The sequence below is a fragment of the Pseudomonas sp. R38(2017) genome, from assembly GCF_002112395.1.
Lineage (GTDB): Bacteria > Pseudomonadota > Gammaproteobacteria > Pseudomonadales > Pseudomonadaceae > Aquipseudomonas.
The window spans coordinates 438937-457164 of record NZ_NEHN01000005.1 but is presented as its reverse complement, the minus strand read 5'-3'; the positions used below and the strand labels follow the sequence as shown (position 1 = coordinate 457164).

At 60.9% G+C, this 18228-nt stretch carries 24 protein-coding genes; 14 read left to right on the top strand and 10 right to left on the bottom strand.

All coding sequences use genetic code 11. The features are described 5' to 3' along the window. Positions 1-13: 13 nt before the first annotated feature. The 4 genes from ggt to CAF87_RS29525 all read left to right on the top strand — a co-directional run bounded on the left by ggt (position 14) and on the right by CAF87_RS29525 (position 3459). A complete protein-coding gene (gene ggt, locus CAF87_RS15210) occupies positions 14-1741 on the top strand; it encodes a gamma-glutamyltransferase (protein ID WP_085732122.1) in 1728 nt (575 codons plus the stop codon). A 66-nt stretch (positions 1742-1807) separates the two neighbouring features. Continuing rightward, positions 1808-2341, top strand: a complete 534-nt coding sequence (locus CAF87_RS15205) for a cysteine hydrolase family protein (RefSeq protein WP_085732121.1) — start codon at positions 1808-1810, stop codon at positions 2339-2341. A 98-nt stretch (positions 2342-2439) separates the two neighbouring features. Then, the gene (locus tag CAF87_RS29530; protein WP_256576017.1) at positions 2440-3039 is read left to right on the top strand and encodes a lysozyme inhibitor LprI family protein; all 600 of its coding nucleotides are present in this window, start codon (positions 2440-2442) and stop codon (positions 3037-3039) included. Positions 3040-3051: 12 nt separating this feature from the next. Next, entirely contained in the window at positions 3052-3459 is a 408-nt protein-coding gene (locus CAF87_RS29525) for a hypothetical protein (protein ID WP_256576016.1), read from the top strand. Between the two features lie 9 nt (positions 3460-3468). On the opposite strand, the gene CAF87_RS15195 is transcribed toward CAF87_RS29525, so the two are convergent. Next, entirely contained in the window at positions 3469-4110 is a 642-nt protein-coding gene (locus CAF87_RS15195) for a TetR/AcrR family transcriptional regulator (protein ID WP_085732120.1), read from the bottom strand. Positions 4111-4234: 124 nt separating this feature from the next. Here CAF87_RS15195 and CAF87_RS15190 point away from each other — a divergent pair, with 124 nt between their 5' ends. Continuing rightward, the gene (locus tag CAF87_RS15190; RefSeq protein ID WP_085732119.1) at positions 4235-4693 is read left to right on the top strand and encodes a GNAT family N-acetyltransferase; all 459 of its coding nucleotides are present in this window, start codon (positions 4235-4237) and stop codon (positions 4691-4693) included. A 5-nt stretch (positions 4694-4698) separates the two neighbouring features. Here the strand turns inward: CAF87_RS15190 and CAF87_RS15185 are convergent, their stop codons facing one another. Further along, the gene (locus CAF87_RS15185) at positions 4699-4998 is read right to left on the bottom strand and encodes a hypothetical protein (protein WP_085732118.1); all 300 of its coding nucleotides are present in this window, start codon (positions 4996-4998) and stop codon (positions 4699-4701) included. A gap of 159 nt (positions 4999-5157) precedes the next feature. On the opposite strand from CAF87_RS15185, the gene CAF87_RS15180 reads away from it, so the two are divergent. Further along, a complete protein-coding gene (locus CAF87_RS15180; RefSeq protein ID WP_085732117.1) occupies positions 5158-6603 on the top strand; it encodes a SulP family inorganic anion transporter in 1446 nt (481 codons plus the stop codon). 19 nt (positions 6604-6622) lie between these two features. Here CAF87_RS15180 and CAF87_RS15175 read toward each other — a convergent pair whose 3' ends face one another. Then, positions 6623-7141 carry a carboxymuconolactone decarboxylase family protein gene (locus tag CAF87_RS15175; protein WP_085732116.1) on the bottom strand — a complete coding sequence of 173 codons (519 nt, stop codon included), beginning with the start codon at positions 7139-7141 and terminating at the stop codon, positions 6623-6625. Between the two features lie 133 nt (positions 7142-7274). Here CAF87_RS15175 and CAF87_RS15170 point away from each other — a divergent pair, with 133 nt between their 5' ends. Beyond that, a complete protein-coding gene (locus CAF87_RS15170) occupies positions 7275-8096 on the top strand; it encodes an AraC family transcriptional regulator (RefSeq protein ID WP_085732115.1) in 822 nt (273 codons plus the stop codon). Here the strand turns inward: CAF87_RS15170 and CAF87_RS15165 are convergent, their stop codons facing one another. Continuing rightward, positions 8097-8990: a DMT family transporter gene (locus CAF87_RS15165; RefSeq protein WP_085732114.1), complete on the bottom strand. Its 894-nt coding sequence runs from the start codon at positions 8988-8990 to the stop codon at positions 8097-8099. It lies immediately after the preceding gene. A gap of 90 nt (positions 8991-9080) precedes the next feature. On the opposite strand from CAF87_RS15165, the gene CAF87_RS15160 reads away from it, so the two are divergent. The 3 genes from CAF87_RS15160 (at position 9081) to CAF87_RS15150 (ending at position 11340) form a co-directional block, all read left to right on the top strand. Beyond that, the gene (locus CAF87_RS15160; RefSeq protein ID WP_085732113.1) at positions 9081-10412 is read left to right on the top strand and encodes a PLP-dependent aminotransferase family protein; all 1332 of its coding nucleotides are present in this window, start codon (positions 9081-9083) and stop codon (positions 10410-10412) included. Positions 10413-10467: 55 nt separating this feature from the next. Then, positions 10468-10857: a cytochrome c family protein gene (locus tag CAF87_RS15155; RefSeq protein ID WP_085732266.1), complete on the top strand. Its 390-nt coding sequence runs from the start codon at positions 10468-10470 to the stop codon at positions 10855-10857. A 147-nt stretch (positions 10858-11004) separates the two neighbouring features. After that, positions 11005-11340, top strand: coding sequence for a hypothetical protein (locus tag CAF87_RS15150; protein WP_085711582.1), 336 nt, complete (start codon positions 11005-11007; stop codon positions 11338-11340). A gap of 72 nt (positions 11341-11412) precedes the next feature. On the opposite strand, the gene CAF87_RS15145 is transcribed toward CAF87_RS15150, so the two are convergent. Both CAF87_RS15145 and CAF87_RS15140 read right to left on the bottom strand, forming a co-directional pair. Next, positions 11413-11736, bottom strand: a complete 324-nt coding sequence (locus tag CAF87_RS15145) for a hypothetical protein (protein WP_085741066.1) — start codon at positions 11734-11736, stop codon at positions 11413-11415. 124 nt (positions 11737-11860) lie between these two features. Then, positions 11861-12427 (bottom strand): chorismate mutase, encoded by a 567-nt coding sequence (locus CAF87_RS15140; RefSeq protein WP_085732111.1) that lies wholly within the window; start codon positions 12425-12427, stop codon positions 11861-11863. A gap of 128 nt (positions 12428-12555) precedes the next feature. Here CAF87_RS15140 and CAF87_RS15135 point away from each other — a divergent pair, with 128 nt between their 5' ends. Then, a complete protein-coding gene (locus CAF87_RS15135) occupies positions 12556-13911 on the top strand; it encodes an MATE family efflux transporter (protein ID WP_085732110.1) in 1356 nt (451 codons plus the stop codon). Between the two features lie 90 nt (positions 13912-14001). Then, a complete protein-coding gene (locus CAF87_RS15130) occupies positions 14002-14559 on the top strand; it encodes a YceI family protein (RefSeq protein ID WP_085732109.1) in 558 nt (185 codons plus the stop codon). 6 nt (positions 14560-14565) lie between these two features. Here CAF87_RS15130 and CAF87_RS15125 read toward each other — a convergent pair whose 3' ends face one another. After that, positions 14566-14778: a YXWGXW repeat-containing protein gene (locus CAF87_RS15125; protein WP_085732108.1), complete on the bottom strand. Its 213-nt coding sequence runs from the start codon at positions 14776-14778 to the stop codon at positions 14566-14568. A 42-nt stretch (positions 14779-14820) separates the two neighbouring features. Then, positions 14821-15147: a YXWGXW repeat-containing protein gene (locus CAF87_RS15120; protein ID WP_085732107.1), complete on the bottom strand. Its 327-nt coding sequence runs from the start codon at positions 15145-15147 to the stop codon at positions 14821-14823. A gap of 182 nt (positions 15148-15329) precedes the next feature. Between CAF87_RS15120 and CAF87_RS15115 the strand changes: the two genes are divergently transcribed. Next, positions 15330-16016, top strand: coding sequence for a GNAT family N-acetyltransferase (locus CAF87_RS15115; RefSeq protein WP_085732106.1), 687 nt, complete (start codon positions 15330-15332; stop codon positions 16014-16016). Between the two features lie 65 nt (positions 16017-16081). Here CAF87_RS15115 and CAF87_RS15110 read toward each other — a convergent pair whose 3' ends face one another. After that, positions 16082-16522, bottom strand: a complete 441-nt coding sequence (locus CAF87_RS15110) for a hotdog fold domain-containing protein (protein ID WP_085732105.1) — start codon at positions 16520-16522, stop codon at positions 16082-16084. Positions 16523-16685: 163 nt separating this feature from the next. On the opposite strand from CAF87_RS15110, the gene CAF87_RS15105 reads away from it, so the two are divergent. Beyond that, positions 16686-17312 carry a TetR/AcrR family transcriptional regulator gene (locus CAF87_RS15105; RefSeq protein WP_085732104.1) on the top strand — a complete coding sequence of 209 codons (627 nt, stop codon included), beginning with the start codon at positions 16686-16688 and terminating at the stop codon, positions 17310-17312. A gap of 191 nt (positions 17313-17503) precedes the next feature. Here the strand turns inward: CAF87_RS15105 and CAF87_RS15100 are convergent, their stop codons facing one another. Then, the gene (locus CAF87_RS15100; protein ID WP_085732103.1) at positions 17504-18136 is read right to left on the bottom strand and encodes a TetR/AcrR family transcriptional regulator; all 633 of its coding nucleotides are present in this window, start codon (positions 18134-18136) and stop codon (positions 17504-17506) included. Positions 18137-18228: the final 92 nt, after the last annotated feature.

The following is an 18228-nucleotide window of genomic DNA, read 5'->3' as shown; positions in this document are numbered from 1 at the left end:
AAGAGACCGACTCATGAAGTACGAACCTTTTGCCAAATCGCTGATTGCGACCTCATTGGCGCTCAGCTGCCTCATGGCCCACGCCGCCTCGGTTGCCCCGGTCGCCGCCGAAAACGGCATGGTGGTCACCGCCCAGCACCTGGCGACCCACGTGGGTGTCGACGTCTTGAAAAGTGGCGGCAACGCGGTGGATGCGGCGGTCGCCGTGGGCTACGCACTGGCGGTGGTTTACCCGGCGGCGGGCAACCTCGGTGGTGGTGGTTTCATGACCATTCAACTGGCGGACGGACGCAAGACCTTCCTCGACTTCCGGGAAAAGGCCCCACTGGCCGCAACCGCCGACATGTACCTAGACAAGCAGGGCAACGTCATTCCTGATCTGAGTACCCGTGGCCACCTCGCTGTTGGTGTCCCGGGCACCGTGTCCGGCATGGAACTGGCGCTGACCAAGTACGGCACCAAGCCGCGCAAGGACATGATCGCGCCGGCCATCAAATTGGCGGAAGAAGGTTTCGAACTGGAGCAGGGCGACGTCGATTTGCTGGACTACGCCACCGACGTGTTCAAGAAGGACATGAAAGATTCCGGCTCGATCTTCCTCCACAACGGCGAGCCGATGCAGGTCGGGCAGAAACTGGTGCAGAAGGATCTGGGCAAGACCCTGCGTACCATTTCCGAGAAAGGCGCCGATGGTTTCTATAAAGGCTGGGTAGCCGACGCCATCGTCACCTCCAGCCAGGCCAACAAGGGCATCATCACCCAGGCCGACCTCGACAAATACAAGACTCGCGAACTGGCCCCGGTGGAGTGCGACTATCGCGGTTACCACGTGGTATCGGCGCCGCCGCCAAGCTCTGGCGGGGTGGTGATCTGCCAGATCATGAACATCCTCGAAGGTTATCCGATGAAGGATCTGGGTTTCCATTCGGCCCAGGGCATGCACTACCAGATCGAGGCGATGCGCCACGCCTACGTGGATCGCAACAGCTATCTGGGCGACCCGGATTTCGTGAAAAACCCGATCGAGCACCTGCTGGACAAGAACTACGCCACCAAACTGCGCAACGCGATACAGCCGCAGAAAGCCGGTGTCTCCGCCGAGCTGAAACCTGGCGTTGCGCCTCATGAAGGCAGCAACACCACGCACTACTCGATCGTCGACAAATGGGGCAACGCGGTGTCCGTCACTTACACCCTCAACGACTGGTTCGGTGCGGGTGTGATGGCGAGCAAGACCGGGGTGATCCTCAACGATGAAATGGACGACTTCACATCGAAAGTGGGCGTGCCGAACATGTACGGCCTGGTTCAGGGGGAAGCCAACGCCATCGCGCCCGGCAAGGCGCCGCTGTCGTCGATGAGCCCGACCATCGTGACCAAGGACGGCAAAGTGGTGATGGTAGTCGGCACGCCGGGCGGCAGTCGCATCATCACCGCGACGCTGCTGACCATGCTCAACGTCATCGACTACGGCATGGGCCTGCAGGAAGCGGTCGATGCGCCGCGCTTCCACCAGCAGTGGATGCCGGAACAAACCAACCTCGAGGACTACGCCGCCAGCCCCGACACGAAGAAAATTCTCGAGAGCTGGGGTCATAAGTTCGCGGGTCCGCAGGACGCCAACCATATCGCGGCGATTCTGGTCGGAGCACCGTCGCTGGGCGGTAAACCGGTCGGCAAGAATCGCTTCTACGGCGCCAACGATCCACGGCGCAACACCGGGTTGTCTTTGGGTTACTGAGAAGGGTAAAAAGGGGGCGGGCACACGTCCGCCCCTGTCTCAAGGACCGATCAAGGAAGGCTCCCCATGACCACCGCATTGCTGATCATCGATGTCCAGCGCGCCCTGTGCACAGGCGAATACGAGTGTCACGACATCAAACGGGTGATCGACACCATCAACGGCCTCAGCGCCCGGGCGCGCAAGGCTGGCGTCACAGTCGTGCTGATCCAGCATAACGAGAAGGGCAGCCCGTTGGCCTACGGAGCCGAGGGCTGGCAACTGGCCGATGGCCTGACCACCGCACCGAGTGACCTTCGCGTCGACAAGACCGCCAACGACTCGTTCTACCAGACCCACCTGCAAAAGCTGATCCCCCGCGAAGACTTCGATCGCCTCGTGATCTGCGGCTTGCAGACCGATTACTGCGTCAACGCCACCGTGCGCCAGGCCCATCAACTGGGCTACGACGTGGAGCTGGCAGCCGACGCGCATTCCACCGTCGACAACGGCAACATGAGCGCGGAAGACATCATCGCCGAACACAACAAGGACTGGGCGCACCTGACCGGTTCCGTGGCGCGGATCGATGTGAAGCCGGCGGCCGAGATTGCGTTCTGACGCTCTCTTGCAGACGTCCCCGATAACCGGTGAAAAATCCAGAGCATCGATAGCCCGGGCCCGGCATACTGCCGCCGCCTCAGGAATGGAATCTGTCGATGCTCGCTTTCAATCTCCGTCACGCCTTGCTGCTGACGTCCCTCGTTTTTGCTGCCCATACCCACGCTGCCAGTTTTGACTGTGCTGGCGCTTCCAGCCCGGTTGAAAAAGCCATTTGTGCGGATCCGTATACATCAAGTCTTGATGAAAAGCTTGGCGCATTATGGCGAACAACGGTGGTACAGGTCGCTGATCCGAAAGCGCTCAAGGCAGATCAACGTTCGTGGTTGAAACAACGCAATCAATGCGCTGCCAATAGCTCCTGCCTGCGCCGTGAGTATTTGATGCGTCTGAAAGCGCTTGAATACGTGGCCAAGCCTTTCAGCTGGGATGCCACCTGGCAGATGATCCCGTGGGGCGTTTCATCGGCGGCAGAAGTCACAACCAAGCGTGTGGACGCCACTCATATTGCCTTTGATGTTTCTGCGTCAAATGGTGGCAACTCTGGCGACATGGACGGTGTGGCCACAATCGACGGTGCCGTAGCGCATTTCGCTGAAGGCAACTGCACCCTGAAGTTCAGCGCGCTCAACGGTTTGCTGGATGTTGATTCTGATGGAGGTGAGGGGGCTTGTGGTGGCGGGATGGGCGTTTATTAGGATGGGAGGTATGTGGCATCTGAGCAACCGATCGCGATTGAATACGACTTGCTGAGCCTTGGCGTTGTACGTACGCAGCAAGAAGATCAGGCATTACGCACGTTGCTCAAAAATGACTATCAGACGCTGCTGCAAAATAGCGGATCAATGGCAGCCGGCGAGACCTCTAGTGATGTGCCGGAGGGTGAGGTCAATGAGTTCTGGCTACGAGGGCTGGCTTCCAGCAATGCGGCGATTCTGATGAGTGCGCCGGGAGGCAAAGTTTGGCTGGTGCTATTGGTTTTCGATGAGCAACGCAAAGTCAGGGCGCGGTATTACACCAACGTTCCCGAATGGAAAAAACGGGTGCCTGATGTGCTGTTGGCGTGGCGTGAACGCTTGGCGGTGGATGCGACACTTCCGTTGGACCTGATGCCTTGACGCCTCTGCTCAAGTCGCCAACATCAACCTGCGAACATCACTCATTGGCTCGGACACCACACCGCCCAGCACCAACCGCGTAATGGTATCCGCTGCCATTTCATAATCCTCATCCTGCGGCACTTCCCGCCCGGTGATGCGCCCCATCTGCCAGCCAATGTTGGTGTAGGTCCGCGTCGCCGACCAGATGAACAACATCAAATGCTCGGGATCGACCGGGGCCAGTAAACCGCGGTCGATCCAGCTGCGCAGGCACTCGACATTGCGCCGGGCTTCGCCGTGAAGCAGGTCGCGGCATTCGTCGGGCAACTGGCGGCCACCGAGCAGCAACTCACCGCTGAACACTTTGGCGATCGCCGGATGCTCACGGGCGATGCGGATGCGGGCCGCGACATAGGCGCGCAGGCCGATCAGCGGGTCGTCACTTTCGCGCAGCACCGCCGAGGCTTCCAACAGCGGTTCGACGAAGCCGAGCAGCACTTTGCCGTAGAGGTTTTCCTTGCTCTGGAAGTAGTAATAGAGATTGGCCTTGGGCACACCGGCGCGGGCGGCGATGTCGCGGGTCTGGGTCGCGTCGAAGCCGTTGGCGGCGAACTCTTCGCTGGCGGCCTTGAGAATCTGTTGCTGGTTGCGTTCGCGGATGCTGCTCATGGAAGACATTGAAAGTCTGGCGATTTCGGGTTCGCAATATACAAAACTATATAGCGATTAAGCCAGCGAACTCGACGGGCAGCGCTATGCTGCTGCAATCATTTGACGGGATCGGGGAGGGAATATGGGTCTTCAGGCAATACGCGCCAGCGCGGAACATCTGGATGCGGTGGCCACACTGTTCGACGGTTATCGCGGCTTCTATGGCCAGCCATCGAACCTTGAGCAATCGCGGGCCTTCATCGCCGAGCGCATGGCTGCCAATGAATCAGCGATTTTTCTGGTTGAAGATGAAAACGGTGAGGCGCTGGGATTCGTGCAGCTGTACCCGACATTTTCTTCGATAGACGCCCACCGCACCTGGCTGCTCAGCGACCTGTTCACCACACCGGCCGCTCGAGGTCGTGGCGTCGGGCGATTGCTGATGAACACTGCACGGGACTTTGCCGTGGAAACCGGCGCCAAGGGCCTGGTGCTGGAAACCGCCACCGATAATTTCACGGCTCAGCGTCTGTACGAATCCCTTGGCTGGGTGCGTGACACAGGCTATTACACCTACAACCTGGACCTGCGACGGGGCTGATTCGGTCAGTCGGCCCGGCTCAGTAGTCGCTCGATCTGCGCCAGTTCCCAGGTGCTGAGCAGGCTGACAGGGTCGGTGCCGAAACGTTGAGTGGTGTCGAGCGTCCATACGCGACCTTCCGGGCAGCGGCATCGCAGGCAGTGGTGCAGGCGTTGGCCGTCAAAGTCGAGCGACAGGTGCCAGCCGTCGATCTCGACCGACATCTGGCCGGTCCCGGATTCGTGTGCAATACGCCGTAATGCGCAAACGCCCAATGCCGCATCGCGCAGGCGCTGGCAGACTTCGCGGGTAGATAGCGGTGACATGTTCAAACCCGTCGATCAACGAAGCGCGCAAGCATAAAGCGCCGAGCCGTCCCTGTCAGCGATCGCTGGCCCGTGCCCGGGCAATTGCGTAACATCCGCAACCCTCTTTTTCCCGCGAATAAAGCGGCCGCCAGTCTCGGCCGCGCTGTCAGGTAAACCATGAAACCGATTCGTCTGCGCGCCGATGTCCTGGCCGGACTCACCACCTCGTTCGCCCTGTTGCCCGAATGCATTGCGTTTGCGCTGGTGGCTCACCTCAATCCGCTGATGGGCCTGTATGGTGCCTTCATCATTTGCACGCTGACCGCGTTGTTCGGCGGCCGGCCGGGCATGGTTTCCGGGGCGGCCGGCTCGATGGCGGTGGTGATCGTCGCGCTGGTGGTGCAGCACGGCGTGCAGTACTTGCTGGCGACGGTGTTGCTCGGTGGTTTGATCATGATGGCGTTCGGGCTGTTGCGGCTGGGCAAACTGGTGCGCATGGTGCCGCACCCGGTGATGCTCGGATTCGTCAACGGTCTGGCGATCATCATCGCGTTGGCGCAACTGGAGCATTTCAAGAGCGGCGAGCAGTGGCTCAGCGGCACGCCGTTGTACCTGATGACCGGGCTGGTGCTGCTGACCATGGCCATCGTCTACATCCTGCCGCGCCTGACCCGTGCCGTTCCGCCGGCACTGGTGGCGATTCTCGGCGTCGGACTGCTGGTCTACCTGTTCGGCCTGCCGACCCGCACCCTCGGCGACATGGCACACATCGCCGGCGGTCTGCCGACGTTCGCGCTGCCGGACATCCCGTACAACCTCGAAACCCTGCACATCATCGCGCCTTACGCGATCCTGATGGCGCTGGTCGGCCTGCTGGAGACCCTGCTGACCCTCAACCTCACCGACGAAATCACCGAAACCCGTGGCTACCCGGATCGCGAATGCGTAGCGCTGGGCGCGGCGAACATGGTCTCCGGTGCGTTTGGCGGCATGGGCGGTTGCGCAATGATCGGCCAGACCGTGATCAACCTCAGTTCCGGCGGACGCGGGCGGTTGTCCGGCGCGGTGGCGGGCGTGCTGATTCTGTTGTTCATTCTGTTTCTGTCGCCGCTGATCGAGCGGATTCCGCTGGCGGCGCTGGTGGGGGTGATGTTCGTGGTGTCGCAGCAGACCTTCGCTTGGGCCTCGTTGCGGGTGCTGAACAAAGTGCCGCTCAACGATGTGCTGGTGATCATCGCGGTAACGACCATCACGGTGTTCACCGATCTGGCCACGGCGGTGTTGTGCGGGATCATCATCGCGGCGCTGAACTTTGCCTGGCAGCAGGCACGCGAGTTGTACGCCGATGAACATCTGGAAGCCGACGGCAGCAAACTGTATCGCCTGCACGGCACGCTGTTCTTTGCCTCGACCACGCCGTTCCTCAATCAGTTCGACCCGGCCAACGATCCTCAGCGGGTAACCTTGGACTGCCGGCACCTGAGCTTTGTCGACTACTCGGCCATCGCTGCGCTGAAAACCCTGCGTGAACGCTACGCCAGGGCCGGCAAGCAGTTGCAGGTGTTTCACCTGTCCGAGCGCTGCAAGAAACTGCTGAAACGCGCCGGGGTCGATCACGACTGAGATCGACCCCGGTCACGGATCAGGCATCGATGGCCGGGAAATCGATATCGGTCAGCGCCACGTTGTTGAGGTAGTTGGTCAGGGTCTGCACGGCGACGATGGCAATCGTTTCGATGATCTTCTTGTCGTCGATACCGGCAGCGCGGGCGGCGGCGATCTGTTCATCGCTCAAGTGACCGCGGGTTTCCGTCAGTTGATGAGCGAGGGTGGCGAAGGCATTCAGCCTGCCGTGACGCGCGTCGATGATTTCTTCTGCTGCCAGCCCTGCCTTGCCGGCAAACAAGGTGTGCGCCGCCAGGCAGTAATCACAGCCGTTGACCTGCGACGTGGCGAGGTACACCGCTTCTTTTTCCTTGGCGCTCAGCGACGTCTTGCCCAGCGTGGCGGAGACTTGCACGTAGGCATCCAGTGCAGCGGGGGCAACCGCCAGGGTCTTGAACAGGTTCGGCAGGAAACCGATTTTTTTCTGCACGCCTTCCAGGGTCGGACGGGTGGCTTCGGTCGCGTTTTCAAGGGTGATCGGGGCAATGCGGCTCATGGTGACTCTCCGAAAGTCCGGTGCGAAGTGCGCCGGGGATGGAGGTCATGTTATTGAGTGAGGCTGGCGCCTTGGGTGCAAATCGTCGAGGATATGCGACAGATCGTCCAAACCTGTCGTCGAGGATTCACCCATGGATCGCTTGTCCACGTTGCTCAGCCACTTCGGCGTGAATGCCGGCACTTTCCACAGCGGTACTTTCTGCGGCATCAGCGCCTACGGTGGCGATCAGTTGTGTGGCCATGTCCATCTGTTGCAGGCCGGGCAAGTGCTGCTCAAACCGGGGAATGATCCCGAACTCACCCTCAGTGAACCGACGCTGATTTTCTTCCCCCGACCGTTTGCCCACCGACTGTTCGCCGACGAGGCTATGAATACACAATTGGTGTGCGCCTCGCTGACCTTCGATGGCGGCGCGGGCAATGCGCTGGCGGCGGCGCTGCCGGATTATCTGGTGCTGAAACTCGCCGACCTTCCGGAAATGGCCAGCACTCTGGAATGGCTGTTCAAGGAGGCATTCGATGGTCATTGCGGGCGTGAAGCGGTGATGGATCGGCTGTTCGAACTGCTGGTGATTCTGTTGCTGCGCCATCTCATCAGCAGTCGCAACCAGCAGCCGGGGATGATGGCGGGGTTGGCCGACCCGAAGATTTCCCGTGCGTTGAGTCTGATGCACGATCAGCCGGCCAAGGCCTGGAGCGTCGCCGAACTGGCCGCGACCGCACATTTGTCCCGTGCCGGTTTTGCCGAGCATTTCCGGCGAGTGGTGGGGCAGACGCCGGTGGATTATCTGGTGAGCTGGCGAATCAGCCTCGCGCAGAAACGCCTGCGCGAAGGCCGACCGATAGCCCTGATCGCCGAAGAGGTCGGCTATGAAAGTCCTTCGGCGCTGGCCCGGGCGTTTCGACGCAAGACCGGGCTCAGTCCACGGGAATGGAAAGCGGGAACGAGCTGATCACTTGGCGAATTTCTTCGCCCCGGCCACGCACAGGATCACGCCCAAAGTGACCACCAGCATGCCGAGGCTGACGTGTTCATGCAGCAACGTCGCCGCCAGCGCCAGACCGAAAAACGGCTGCAACAACTGCAACTGCCCGACCGCCGCAATCCCGCCCTGAGCCAGTCCGCGATACCAGAACACAAAACCGATCAGCATGCTGAACAGCGAAACGTAAGCCAGGCACACCCAAGCCGACACGCTGATGCCGCTGAACGAGGCGGGCGCCCGCCATACGCTGAACACGGCCATCACCGGCAGCGACAACACCAGCGCCCAGCAGATCACCTGCCATCCACCCAAGGTGCGCGACAGTTTGGCGCCTTCGGCATAACCGAGACCGCAGGCGAGAATCGCCGCCAGCATCAACAGATCCCCGGTGGGCGAGGCGGTCAGTCCCTGGGATACTGCAAAGCCGACCACCAGCGAACTGCCCAACACCGAAAAGATCCAGAACACCGGGCGCGGTCGTTCACCGCCGCGCAGCACACCGAAAATCGCCGTCGCCAGTGGCAGCAATCCTACAAATACAATGGAATGCGCCGACGTCACGTATTGCAGCGCAAGGGCGGTCAATAACGGGAAACCCACGACCACGCCCAGCGCGACGATCAACAAAGAGAACCACTGGTCCCGCGCCGGACGTCGTTCGCGAAACAGCCACAACAGGCACAACGCCAACACCCCGGCGATGGTGGCGCGGATGACGGTGAGGAACACCGGGTCGAATTCCAGCACCGCCAGCCGCGTGGCCGGCAGCGAACCGCTGAAAATCACGACGCCGATGAAACCGTTGATCCAGCCACTGGTTTTTTCCAGGGCCGGGGCGGGCAGATTCGTGGTTCGTTCCATGTCGGTCACGCTCAAGAGTGGGGTTGCTTGTGGCTCATCCTAGGGTCGAGAATCAGCACAATCAAAGAATTGTCATGGATACATCCCGACATGCCGCGCTCCCGTTACAAGACTCTCGTTGATACCTATGCCGCCGACATTCGCAGCGGTCGCCTGTTGCCCGGCACGCGTTTGCCGACCCATCGGCAACTGGCGGTGAGCGAAGGGCTGGCGCTGGTCACGGCGTCGCGGGTGTATGCGGAGCTTGAGGCCATGGGCCTGGTCAGCGGCGAAACCGGGCGCGGCACGTTTGTCCGGGAAACCTCGTTGTTGCCGGGGCAGGGCATTGATCAGAAAGACATTGCCGTCGGCATGATCGACCTCAACTTCAACTACCCGTCGCTGCCGGGGCAGGCCGATCTGTTGCGCACCGCTTTGCGGCAATTGGCGCTGTCCGGCGACCTCGAAGCGCTGCTGCGTTATCAACCCCACGCCGGGCGCCAGCATGAGCGGGCCTCGGTTGCCCGGCACTTGCAGGCTCGAGGCTTGAACGTCGACGCCGAGCAGGTGTTGATCGTCAACGGCGCCCAGCAAGGTCTGGCGGTGACGTTGATGGCACAGCTCAACCCCGGCGATGTGATCGCGGCCGATGCGCTGACCTATTCGGGCTTCAAGGTATTGGCCGAAGCACTGCATCTGGAAGTGGTGGCGATTCCTGTGACCGCAAACGGCCCGGATCTGGCGGCACTCGACAGACTCTGCCGCAACCGCCCGGTGCGCGCCGTCTACAGCATGCCGACCCTGCACAATCCGCTGGGCTGGGTAATGCCGCTGGCGCAGCGTGAACAACTGGTGGCGATTGCCCGACAGCATGATCTGACGATCATCGAAGACGCTGCCTACGCCTTTCTGGTCGATAACCCGCCGCCACCGCTGGCGGATCTTGCGCCGGAGCGCACGGTGTACGTCTCGGGGCTTTCGAAAAACATCGCCACGGGCCTGCGCGTCGGCTTCATCGCCGCGCCCCTGAAAATCGTCCCGGCACTGGAGCGCATCATCCGCGCCACGACCTGGAACACGCCGGGGGTGATGACCGCGATGGCCTGCGGCTGGCTCGACGACGGCACAGTCACCTTGCTGGAGGCGCAAAAGCGCGATGACGCCCGTGCCCGTCAGGCGCTGGCAGCTGAAATCCTGCAAGGCTTGCCGAGGGTTGGCCATTCTTCCTCGTATTTCCTCTGGCTGCCGCTGCCGGAAGACGCAAGGTCCGATCAGGTGGTGATCGAGCTGATGAAGGCGCAGATCTCGGTCACCAACGCCGAGCCGTTCACCGTATCCGCCCATGTGCCCCATGCGATACGACTGGCGCTGGGCTCGGTGGACATGCTTGTCCTGCGTCAAGCCTTGCTCAAAGTCCGGCAGGTGATCGCGGCTTACCTGTAGCGCAACGCTCCCCGCAGGATTACCCTTGGCGCCGCCGAAGATCTGGATGCTCCCGATGAAAAACACCGCGTTACTGACCCTCGCCCTGATCCTCAACGCAGGCCTGCTCAGCACACCTGCCCTGGCGGCTGGCGATGCCGAGGCCGGCGGCAAAATCTTCCCGCGCCTGTGCGGCGGCTGCCATCAGGTCGGCGAATCCGCCCGCCCCGGATTCGGCCCGCAACTCAACGGCATCATCGGCCGTCCGGCGGGGACGTCGGCGAACTACGTGTACTCCGATGCAATGAAGAACTCCGGCATCACCTGGAACCGCGAAACGGTGACGGCGTATCTGAAAGATCCGAAAGGCGTGGTGCCGGGGACGCGGATGATCTTCTGGGGGCTGAGTGATGAGGAGAAGATCGATAATTTGTTGGCATATCTTCAGTCATTCACTGAGCAATAACGAGGGGCCGGGCGTTGTGGAGAGCAGTGCCGGTATTCCGCGCGCGTCATGAAACATTTCCAGATTGATACCAATGTGCCACTGCCTCCAGTAAAGTGTGCGCCGCCCGAGAGATGGATCCCGGGCGTTTACCCATGGAGTCTTGCAGTGAAATACCTCAGCAAAGTAGTCGCCGCCGCACTGTTCGGTGTGGTTCTGGCAGGTTGCACCGGCACCCCGATGAATACCAAGCACTACGATAGCAACCAGTACACCGTGATCGGCCACAGCGAAGCGACCGCCACCGGCCTGATGCTGTTCGGCGTGATCCCGATCCGGCAGAACAGCCGTTTCGTCCGCGCGCAAGAGGCCGCCATCCAGGCCAAGGGCGGCGATGCCATGATCAACACCCAGGTTCAGGAAAACTGGTTCTGGGCATGGGTTCTGAGCGGCTACACCACCAAGGTTTCCGGTGATGTGGTCAAGCTGAAAACCGTTCAATAAGCGACGGCTGGATGTGAAAAAGCCCGGCTGATCAGGCCGGGCTTTTCTTTGTCTTGCGAAAGCGTTTTCAGGTCATGCGACGCGGCGTTCGATCAGACGATCCGAGCCACCTTCAGCTACGCGACGTTCTTGCAGACGATCCGAACCGCCTTCAGCTACGCGGCGTTCGATCAGACGATCCGAGCCACCTTCGGCAACGCGACGTTCTTGCAGACGATCCGAGCCACCTTCGGCAACGCGGCGTTCCAGCAGACGATCCGAGCCACCTTCGGCTACACGCTGTTCGATCAATCGATCCGAACCGCCTTCGGCGATCATGGTGTGAGCGGGTTTTGCTGCAAAAGCGTTGACTGCGAGAACCGAGAAAGCGATGCCGAGAAGGATTTGGCGTTTCATGATCGTGTGCTCCGGGGTGTTGTTTGGTTGGTATGGAGCCGATGTTACGCCCGGGATTTTTTATGAGAACTTCATTGACGTGATGGTGACTATCGACGCCAGCGATGGATGCCTGAGCCCCGATTCACGGGGCTGTTGCCCGAATACATAGCTCACCGGTAGCGCGGCTCAGGGCAAGTTCGTGCAGCGCGTCGTGAGTCAAACTGCTACGCGCGTTGGCCAGCCACATCGGGCAATTCGGGTCGTGACGGTAGGGCGTGAAGTCGGCGTATTGCTGCAACAGACGGGTTTGCAGCTCATCCAGGCGCGGCCGAATCTGCTTGCCCAGATCCGGGCGGGGCGTGTCAGGCGCGGCGCCCGCCGTTTGCCACTTCGCGAGCAACCCGTATTGCACCAGTTTGTTGGCTTCCATTTGCGCGGCGATCAACTGCGCCACGTCTTCCGGATCGAGTTTGCGTTCGGCGGCTAGCGTCCTGGCATTGGCGATGACTTGGGCTTCGCGGGGACTGTCCTGGATCGGCTTGCCACTGTCCCATTTGGTCAGGGCGACGAGGTCGCCGATGTTCAGACGTTCGTTCAGGGTACTCAGCAGGCTTTGCAGCGCTTCAGGCGCTGGTGTCGGGGCAGCGTTGGCTGTCGTCGCCAGAACGGCAAAAAGGGTAGAGGTCAGCAGGGTCGAGACGCGGGACATGGGATCGGTTCACTTCCATTTTGGACAGGTGGTGGAGATTACGAAGTTTTAATGCAAAGGGGTACGACCTGAACGGTTATGCATACCTTAGACTCTCCCACATTGCCTCCTCCCGAGACGGACTCTCAATGCAAAGCCCCGCGCAAAAAACCCTCTGGAAAACCTACCTTTTGTTCCTCGCCCCCATGGTGCTGTCGAACTTTCTGCAATCCATGTCGGGCACGGTCAACAGCATCTACATCGGCCAGATGCTTGGCACTCAGGCGCTGGCGGCGGTCTCGGGGATGTTTCCGATCATCTTTTTCTTCATCGCGCTGGTCATCGGTCTGGGGGCCGGGGCAGGGGTGTTGATCGGTCAGGCGTGGGGCGCACGCGAGTCGCATATGGTGAAGGCGATTGCCGGGGCGACGCTGTTGCTGGGGGTGTTGATCGGGCTGGTCGCGGCGGTGTTTGGCAGTGTGTTTGCGCGTCAGGCGTTGCAGGGGTTGGGCACGCCGACGGATGTTCTGGATGACGCGGTTTCCTACGCCCGGGTGATGATGTGGACCTTGCCGTTTGTGCTGGTATACGTGTTGTTCACCCAGCTGTTGCGCGGGGTGAGCGACACGCTGTCGCCGATGCTCGCGCTGCTGCTGTCGACCGTTGTCGGTCTGGCGCTGACCCCGGCGTTCATTCGCGGTTGGTTCGGCTTGCCGCAACTGGGCATTCAGAGCGCGGCGTTCGCCGGTCTGGCCGGTACGCTGGCGGCGATGGCGTGGCTGGCTTGGAGCCTGATCCGCAAGGGGCATCCGCTGGCGCCGGATCGGGAGTTCTTCGGAGCGTTGCGTCTGGACGGCGAGATCCTCGGCAAGGTATTGCGCATCGGTCTGCCGACCGGGGTGCAGATGATCGTGCTGTCGCTGTCGGAGCTGGTGATTCTGGCGCTGGTCAACCAGCACGGCTCCCAGGCGACGGCGGCGTATGGCGCGGTGACGCAGATCGTCAACTACGTGCAGTTTCCGGCGCTGTCGATTGCGATCACCGCGTCGATACTCGGCGCCCAGGCGATTGGCGCCGGGCGGTTGGAACGTATGGGGCCGATCCTGCGCACCGGGCTGTGGATCAACGTGTGCCTGACCGGTGGCTTGATCGTGCTCGGTTACCTGTTGTCACACTGGTTGCTGGGGCTGTTCCTCACCGAAGACTCGACCCGGGCGATGGCCGAGCACTTGCTGCACATCATGCTGTGGAGCCTGTTGATCTTCGGCTTCCAGGCGATCATCGGCGGCATCATGCGCGCCAGCGGCACAGTGTTGGTGCCCGTCGCGATCGCGATCATTTGCGTGGTCGGTGTGCAGTTGCCGGCTGCGTACTGGCTGGACGGGCAGTTTGGCTTGCAGGGTGTGTGGATGGCGTTCCCGGTGGCGTACCTCGGGATGCTGGTGCTGCAGACCCTGTACTACAAACTGGTCTGGCAGCATCAGAAGATCGAGCGGCTGGTTTGACGGGATAATCGACGTGGCGTGGAAGGGCTGGCATAACCGCCGGATGTTTGCTTAAGTCAGTCGAGGCCCATCGAGGCACCGGAGCATCCCATGTCGATTCGATTGTTGTTGGCTGCTGTGTGTTGCCTGATCGTCATGCCGGCGGCGCAGGCGGTGGAGTACACCCGGGTCAATACCAGCGCCAGCCAGATCAGTTTTACCTACAACCAGATGGGCTCGCGAATGTACGGCACGTTCGGCAAGTTCGATGCGACGCTGGACTTCGACACTGCCAATCTGAGCAACGCCCGCACCACGTTGCACATTGACCTCACGAGCATCGACGCCGGCAGCGAAGACGCCAATACCGAACTGGTGAAACCGGCGTGGTTCGACACGCAAAAGTTTCCGACGGCTGTATTCGAATCGACCCGTTTCAGTCGGGTCGATGAAAACCATTACCTGGTTGCCGGCCGACTCACGCTCAAAGGTGTCACCCGCGAGGTGCAGGTGCCGGTGCAACTGAAACCGGATAGCAGCATCGGCATCTTCGACGGTGAGCTTGTGCTCAAGCGCGACGCATTTGGCCTCGGTGCCGGCGAGTGGGCCGACACCGTGGTTTCGAACGACATCGCGATCAAGTTCAAGGTCGTTGCACCGGCCCAGTGACCGGCCTCAATACGCCCGCCAATGCCCCGGCACCCAGCGCCATTGGTTGCCGGCCCAGCGGTAATGCCCGGCGACCCAGTGATAACCCGGCGCAGGCATCGCCGGAACCACTTCGACGATCGGTGGTGGCCGGTGCGGGCGCGCCGGTTCGACGACACAGCCCGACAGGGTGATTGCCACCAGCGTGGCAGTGATCAAGGTTTTTATGGTTTTCGACATGGTGATGTTCCTGGTGGGTAACGTTGGCAGACGGTTGCGCGATCAACGCACCCAATGGCCTTCAATCCAGTACCAGTTCGGCCCGCGCGCCTGCCAGTGGCCGGGTTCCCAGCGTGCGCCGTGGTGACGCACCGGTTGCCAGTGACCGGGCATCCAGACATAACCCCGGCCTTCCCAGCGCCAGTGGCCGCGATCCCAGGCATAACCTGCCCGTGGACCGGGCATCGGTTCCATGCGCATCGGTGGCGGGGCTTCGCGGATGATCATTTCGGGTTGGGCAAATACTGGGGGACTGGCCAGCGCGGCCAGCGTCAGCGGCAACAGCAGCAGGGCTTTTCGCCATTTGAACAGGGAACGCAAAACGTTCATGACAACTCCTCAGGGCCTGCGTCGGGAAATGAACGCAGCTGAAGAATTGGACGCCAAACGGGCGAAAAGTCCGCTTACCGGCAGATGAAATTTTTGTCAGGCTTGCACAGGGTATGATGTCGCGGTTCGCCGGTCGCTCAACCCGCCCGGCAACCTGTGTTTACCCCCGGAGTTCACCCGCCATGCCCCGCATCACCCACTACAAATCCCCGTGCCCCGAAGGCGTCAACAGCCAGATCCTGCAAATGGTGGTCGACTACCTGACCGACATCAGCGCCATCGGTCTGGGCCCGAGCAATCTGCTGTACAACGTTTATCAGTACGCGGTGGGCTACGAGGTGCATTTGTATCTGGAGGCGTTGAACGGCGAGAAGGGCACCGAGGTGGAACTGCTGGTGGCCACCGACGACGAAGACCCGGAGCAGGTGATCGGCTTCCTGTTGTACTTGCCGGTGCAGGGTGATTGGGAGGCGTGCAACGTGGCCTATCTGGCGGTACAGCAGCCGTACCGCCGCCAGGGCGTGGCTCGGGCGTTGATCGCCGACATGCTGACGCGTTACCCGCATGCCGAGCTGACGTGCAGCGTGGGTAAAGTCCCGTATTTCGAGGCGCTGGGCTTTGAAGTGCTGGGCCAGTTGGAGACTCAGGTACTGATGAGCACCCGGCATTACCGCAGCAACGGTTTGCGCGGTTTTATCGACACCACGCCGATCTACCGCTCGCTCGAAGTGCAGCAGATCCACACCTATTTGCTGCAAAAGCACGGCAAACGGGCGATGGTCGATGCCGAGAAGCAACGTGACCGGCATCTGGATCAAGTCACGCGGCACACCGAAGAATTTGTCCGCCAGCGCCTGACCGTGCACTGATCCGGCCAAAGGCAAAAAGCCCTTGTTGTGATGACCGCAACAAGGGCTTTTTTGTGCCCGTGATTTCAGGACAGCTTCACGTTCATGGTGATTCGCGCCGTGAACACTTTCTTGCCCTCGGCGTCGTGGATGCCCACCGGCACGATCTTGTCGCCTTCGGTCTGCCAGTCCAGCGCTTCGCCATTGGCCACGGCGGTCACATCGGATTTGGCCTTGGCCAGGTACTCGACGGTCATGCCTTTGGGAATCCAGCGTGCACCGGCCGGAATCGACACGTCGGTCATCATCCCGGCCGCCAGTTCGGCAGCGTTGCACATGGCGATGGCGTGCACGGTGCCGAGGTGGTTGGTGATCTCGCGGCGGAACGGCACCTGCACCGTCGCTGAACCCGCGCGCAATTCGCTGACCAACGGATTGATGCTGCTGAAATACGGCGCGACCTGACAGGCCATCTGGCTGAACGCTTCGGGGCCGACGCTGGTGAACATGCTGAGAAACTGACTCATGGTGAAGCCTCGCGATTAGGGAATTTGCAGAATTATGTTCCGTTACAGAATATTGTTCTGTAACGGAACGGTATTCTGTCCATGGGAAATCTGTCAACCTAGGCGCGTTTCGATTACCGGCACGGGCGTGCCTTTCAACCGGATTTACAAGGCCTTCAACCCCATGGATACCGCAGATCTCCTCGAGCGCAGCTACCCCGGACGCCGGGCCGAACTCAAGCGCGACATCTTTCGCGAGGCCTTGCGCCTGTTCAACGAACAGGGGATCGAGGCCACCACCATCGAAATGATCCGTGCCGAGTGCGACACCAGCGTCGGCGCGATCTACCACCACTTCGGCAACAAGGAAGGACTGGTGGCCGCACTGTTTTTCACTGCGCTGGAAGATCAGGCGCGCTTGCGCGACGCGTATCTGAACGACGCAACGACAACCGAAGAGGGCGTGCAGGCGCTGGTCTACAGCTACGTCGATTGGGTCGAGAACCAGCCGGAATGGGCACGGTTCCAATATCACGCGCGTTATGCCGTGACCCGGGGGCCGCACAAGGACGAACTTGCTGCTCGCAACAAGACGCGCAATCTGGGGCTGCGCACCTGGCTCGCCGAGTCCGGACGCGCCGCCGAACTCAACGATTGCCCGGCCGAATTGCTGCCGTCATTGATCGTCGGCCAGGCCGACAGCTATTGCCGCGCGTGGTTGTCGGGAAGAGTGCAGGGCAGTCCGAAGGCTTATCGCGAGTTGCTGGCGCAGGCGGCATGGCGTTCAATCCGCCGCGAACCGGAACGCTGATTTTCAGTGACAAAAAAAGAGCCTCAAGACTCTTTGATGGGGAGGAGTAGAGCCCGTGAGGCTCAAGATGCGCATGAACAAGGTGCGAGCTTGATTGGGGTTCAGGTCACCCGCACCTACGCAATGGTTTGGCGAACCAAGCGACTGCGTATCCCTATCCTAGGAAGGTGCGGCGGCGCTCTCAAGTACCGTCAGTCACTTGCTTTGGCGGCGCTGACGGCGGCCCTTTCGACCATCGCGGTGATGGTTGCAAACAGCTCGTCGCGGGCCTGCGCGGCGCTGATTTCTCCGATCGCTGCTGCTTGAGACAAAGCCTCGGCGGCACCGAGCATGGCGCGTAGTCCCGCCTGTGTAATGTCGCCCCCGTCAGCGAACGGCGACAGCACATGACGGCATTTCTCCAGGAAGATCGCCTCGTACTCGCGCTTGATCTTCTCCAGTTCCGGCGTGCTGGCCAGTGCGGCAATCACCCCCGGAATCTCGTTGCCTTGAGTCAACACGCAGTCGACATACGCCGTGGCAATCACCGAGGCGGTGCCGCTTAGCGTCGACTCGCAATTACCTAGCGCAACATCCATCAGCGCGGTCTGGCGCCTGTCGAAATCCTGATACAGCGCAGCGAGCAATCCGGCGCGGGTGGTGAAGTGGTCATAGACCACCGGTTTGGTCACGCCGGCTTTTTCCGCCAGATAACCCAAGGTCAGGGCATCGGTGCCTTCTTCGCGAATCAATTGCCAGGCCATGTCGAGCAACTGGCGCTGACGGTCTTCCCGGGACAGGCGTCGGCGGGGTTGAACGGGTTCGGGGATTTCCGTGGTTGACATTTCTTATATACCAAACGTAACTTACTGAAGGTAACTTACCAAGTGTAACTTATCGAAAGGATAAGCCCTTGGTCAGCAATCACCAACCGGAG

Coding starts and splice junctions, on each gene's coding strand:
- CAF87_RS15125 (WP_085732108.1), bottom strand. CDS start 14,778: ATGTCGAAAACCATAAAAACCTTGATCACTGCCACGCTGGTGGCAATC.
- CAF87_RS15140 (WP_085732111.1), bottom strand. CDS start 12,427: ATGTCCCGCGTCTCGACCCTGCTGACCTCTACCCTTTTTGCCGTTCTG.
- CAF87_RS15195 (WP_085732120.1), bottom strand. CDS start 4,110: ATGAGCAGCATCCGCGAACGCAACCAGCAACAGATTCTCAAGGCCGCC.
- CAF87_RS29530 (WP_256576017.1), top strand. CDS start 2,440: ATGCTCGCTTTCAATCTCCGTCACGCCTTGCTGCTGACGTCCCTCGTT.
- CAF87_RS15110 (WP_085732105.1), bottom strand. CDS start 16,522: ATGAGTCAGTTTCTCAGCATGTTCACCAGCGTCGGCCCCGAAGCGTTC.
- CAF87_RS15190 (WP_085732119.1), top strand. CDS start 4,235: ATGGGTCTTCAGGCAATACGCGCCAGCGCGGAACATCTGGATGCGGTG.
- CAF87_RS15205 (WP_085732121.1), top strand. CDS start 1,808: ATGACCACCGCATTGCTGATCATCGATGTCCAGCGCGCCCTGTGCACA.
- CAF87_RS15170 (WP_085732115.1), top strand. CDS start 7,275: ATGGATCGCTTGTCCACGTTGCTCAGCCACTTCGGCGTGAATGCCGGC.
- CAF87_RS15180 (WP_085732117.1), top strand. CDS start 5,158: ATGAAACCGATTCGTCTGCGCGCCGATGTCCTGGCCGGACTCACCACC.
- CAF87_RS15185 (WP_085732118.1), bottom strand. CDS start 4,998: ATGTCACCGCTATCTACCCGCGAAGTCTGCCAGCGCCTGCGCGATGCG.
- CAF87_RS15145 (WP_085741066.1), bottom strand. CDS start 11,736: ATGAAACGCCAAATCCTTCTCGGCATCGCTTTCTCGGTTCTCGCAGTC.
- CAF87_RS15155 (WP_085732266.1), top strand. CDS start 10,468: ATGAAAAACACCGCGTTACTGACCCTCGCCCTGATCCTCAACGCAGGC.
- CAF87_RS15105 (WP_085732104.1), top strand. CDS start 16,686: ATGGATACCGCAGATCTCCTCGAGCGCAGCTACCCCGGACGCCGGGCC.
- CAF87_RS15100 (WP_085732103.1), bottom strand. CDS start 18,136: ATGTCAACCACGGAAATCCCCGAACCCGTTCAACCCCGCCGACGCCTG.
- CAF87_RS15115 (WP_085732106.1), top strand. CDS start 15,330: ATGCCCCGCATCACCCACTACAAATCCCCGTGCCCCGAAGGCGTCAAC.
- CAF87_RS15160 (WP_085732113.1), top strand. CDS start 9,081: ATGCCGCGCTCCCGTTACAAGACTCTCGTTGATACCTATGCCGCCGAC.
- CAF87_RS15135 (WP_085732110.1), top strand. CDS start 12,556: ATGCAAAGCCCCGCGCAAAAAACCCTCTGGAAAACCTACCTTTTGTTC.
- CAF87_RS15120 (WP_085732107.1), bottom strand. CDS start 15,147: ATGAACGTTTTGCGTTCCCTGTTCAAATGGCGAAAAGCCCTGCTGCTG.
- CAF87_RS15130 (WP_085732109.1), top strand. CDS start 14,002: ATGTCGATTCGATTGTTGTTGGCTGCTGTGTGTTGCCTGATCGTCATG.
- CAF87_RS15175 (WP_085732116.1), bottom strand. CDS start 7,141: ATGAGCCGCATTGCCCCGATCACCCTTGAAAACGCGACCGAAGCCACC.
- ggt (WP_085732122.1), top strand. CDS start 14: ATGAAGTACGAACCTTTTGCCAAATCGCTGATTGCGACCTCATTGGCG.
- CAF87_RS15165 (WP_085732114.1), bottom strand. CDS start 8,990: ATGGAACGAACCACGAATCTGCCCGCCCCGGCCCTGGAAAAAACCAGT.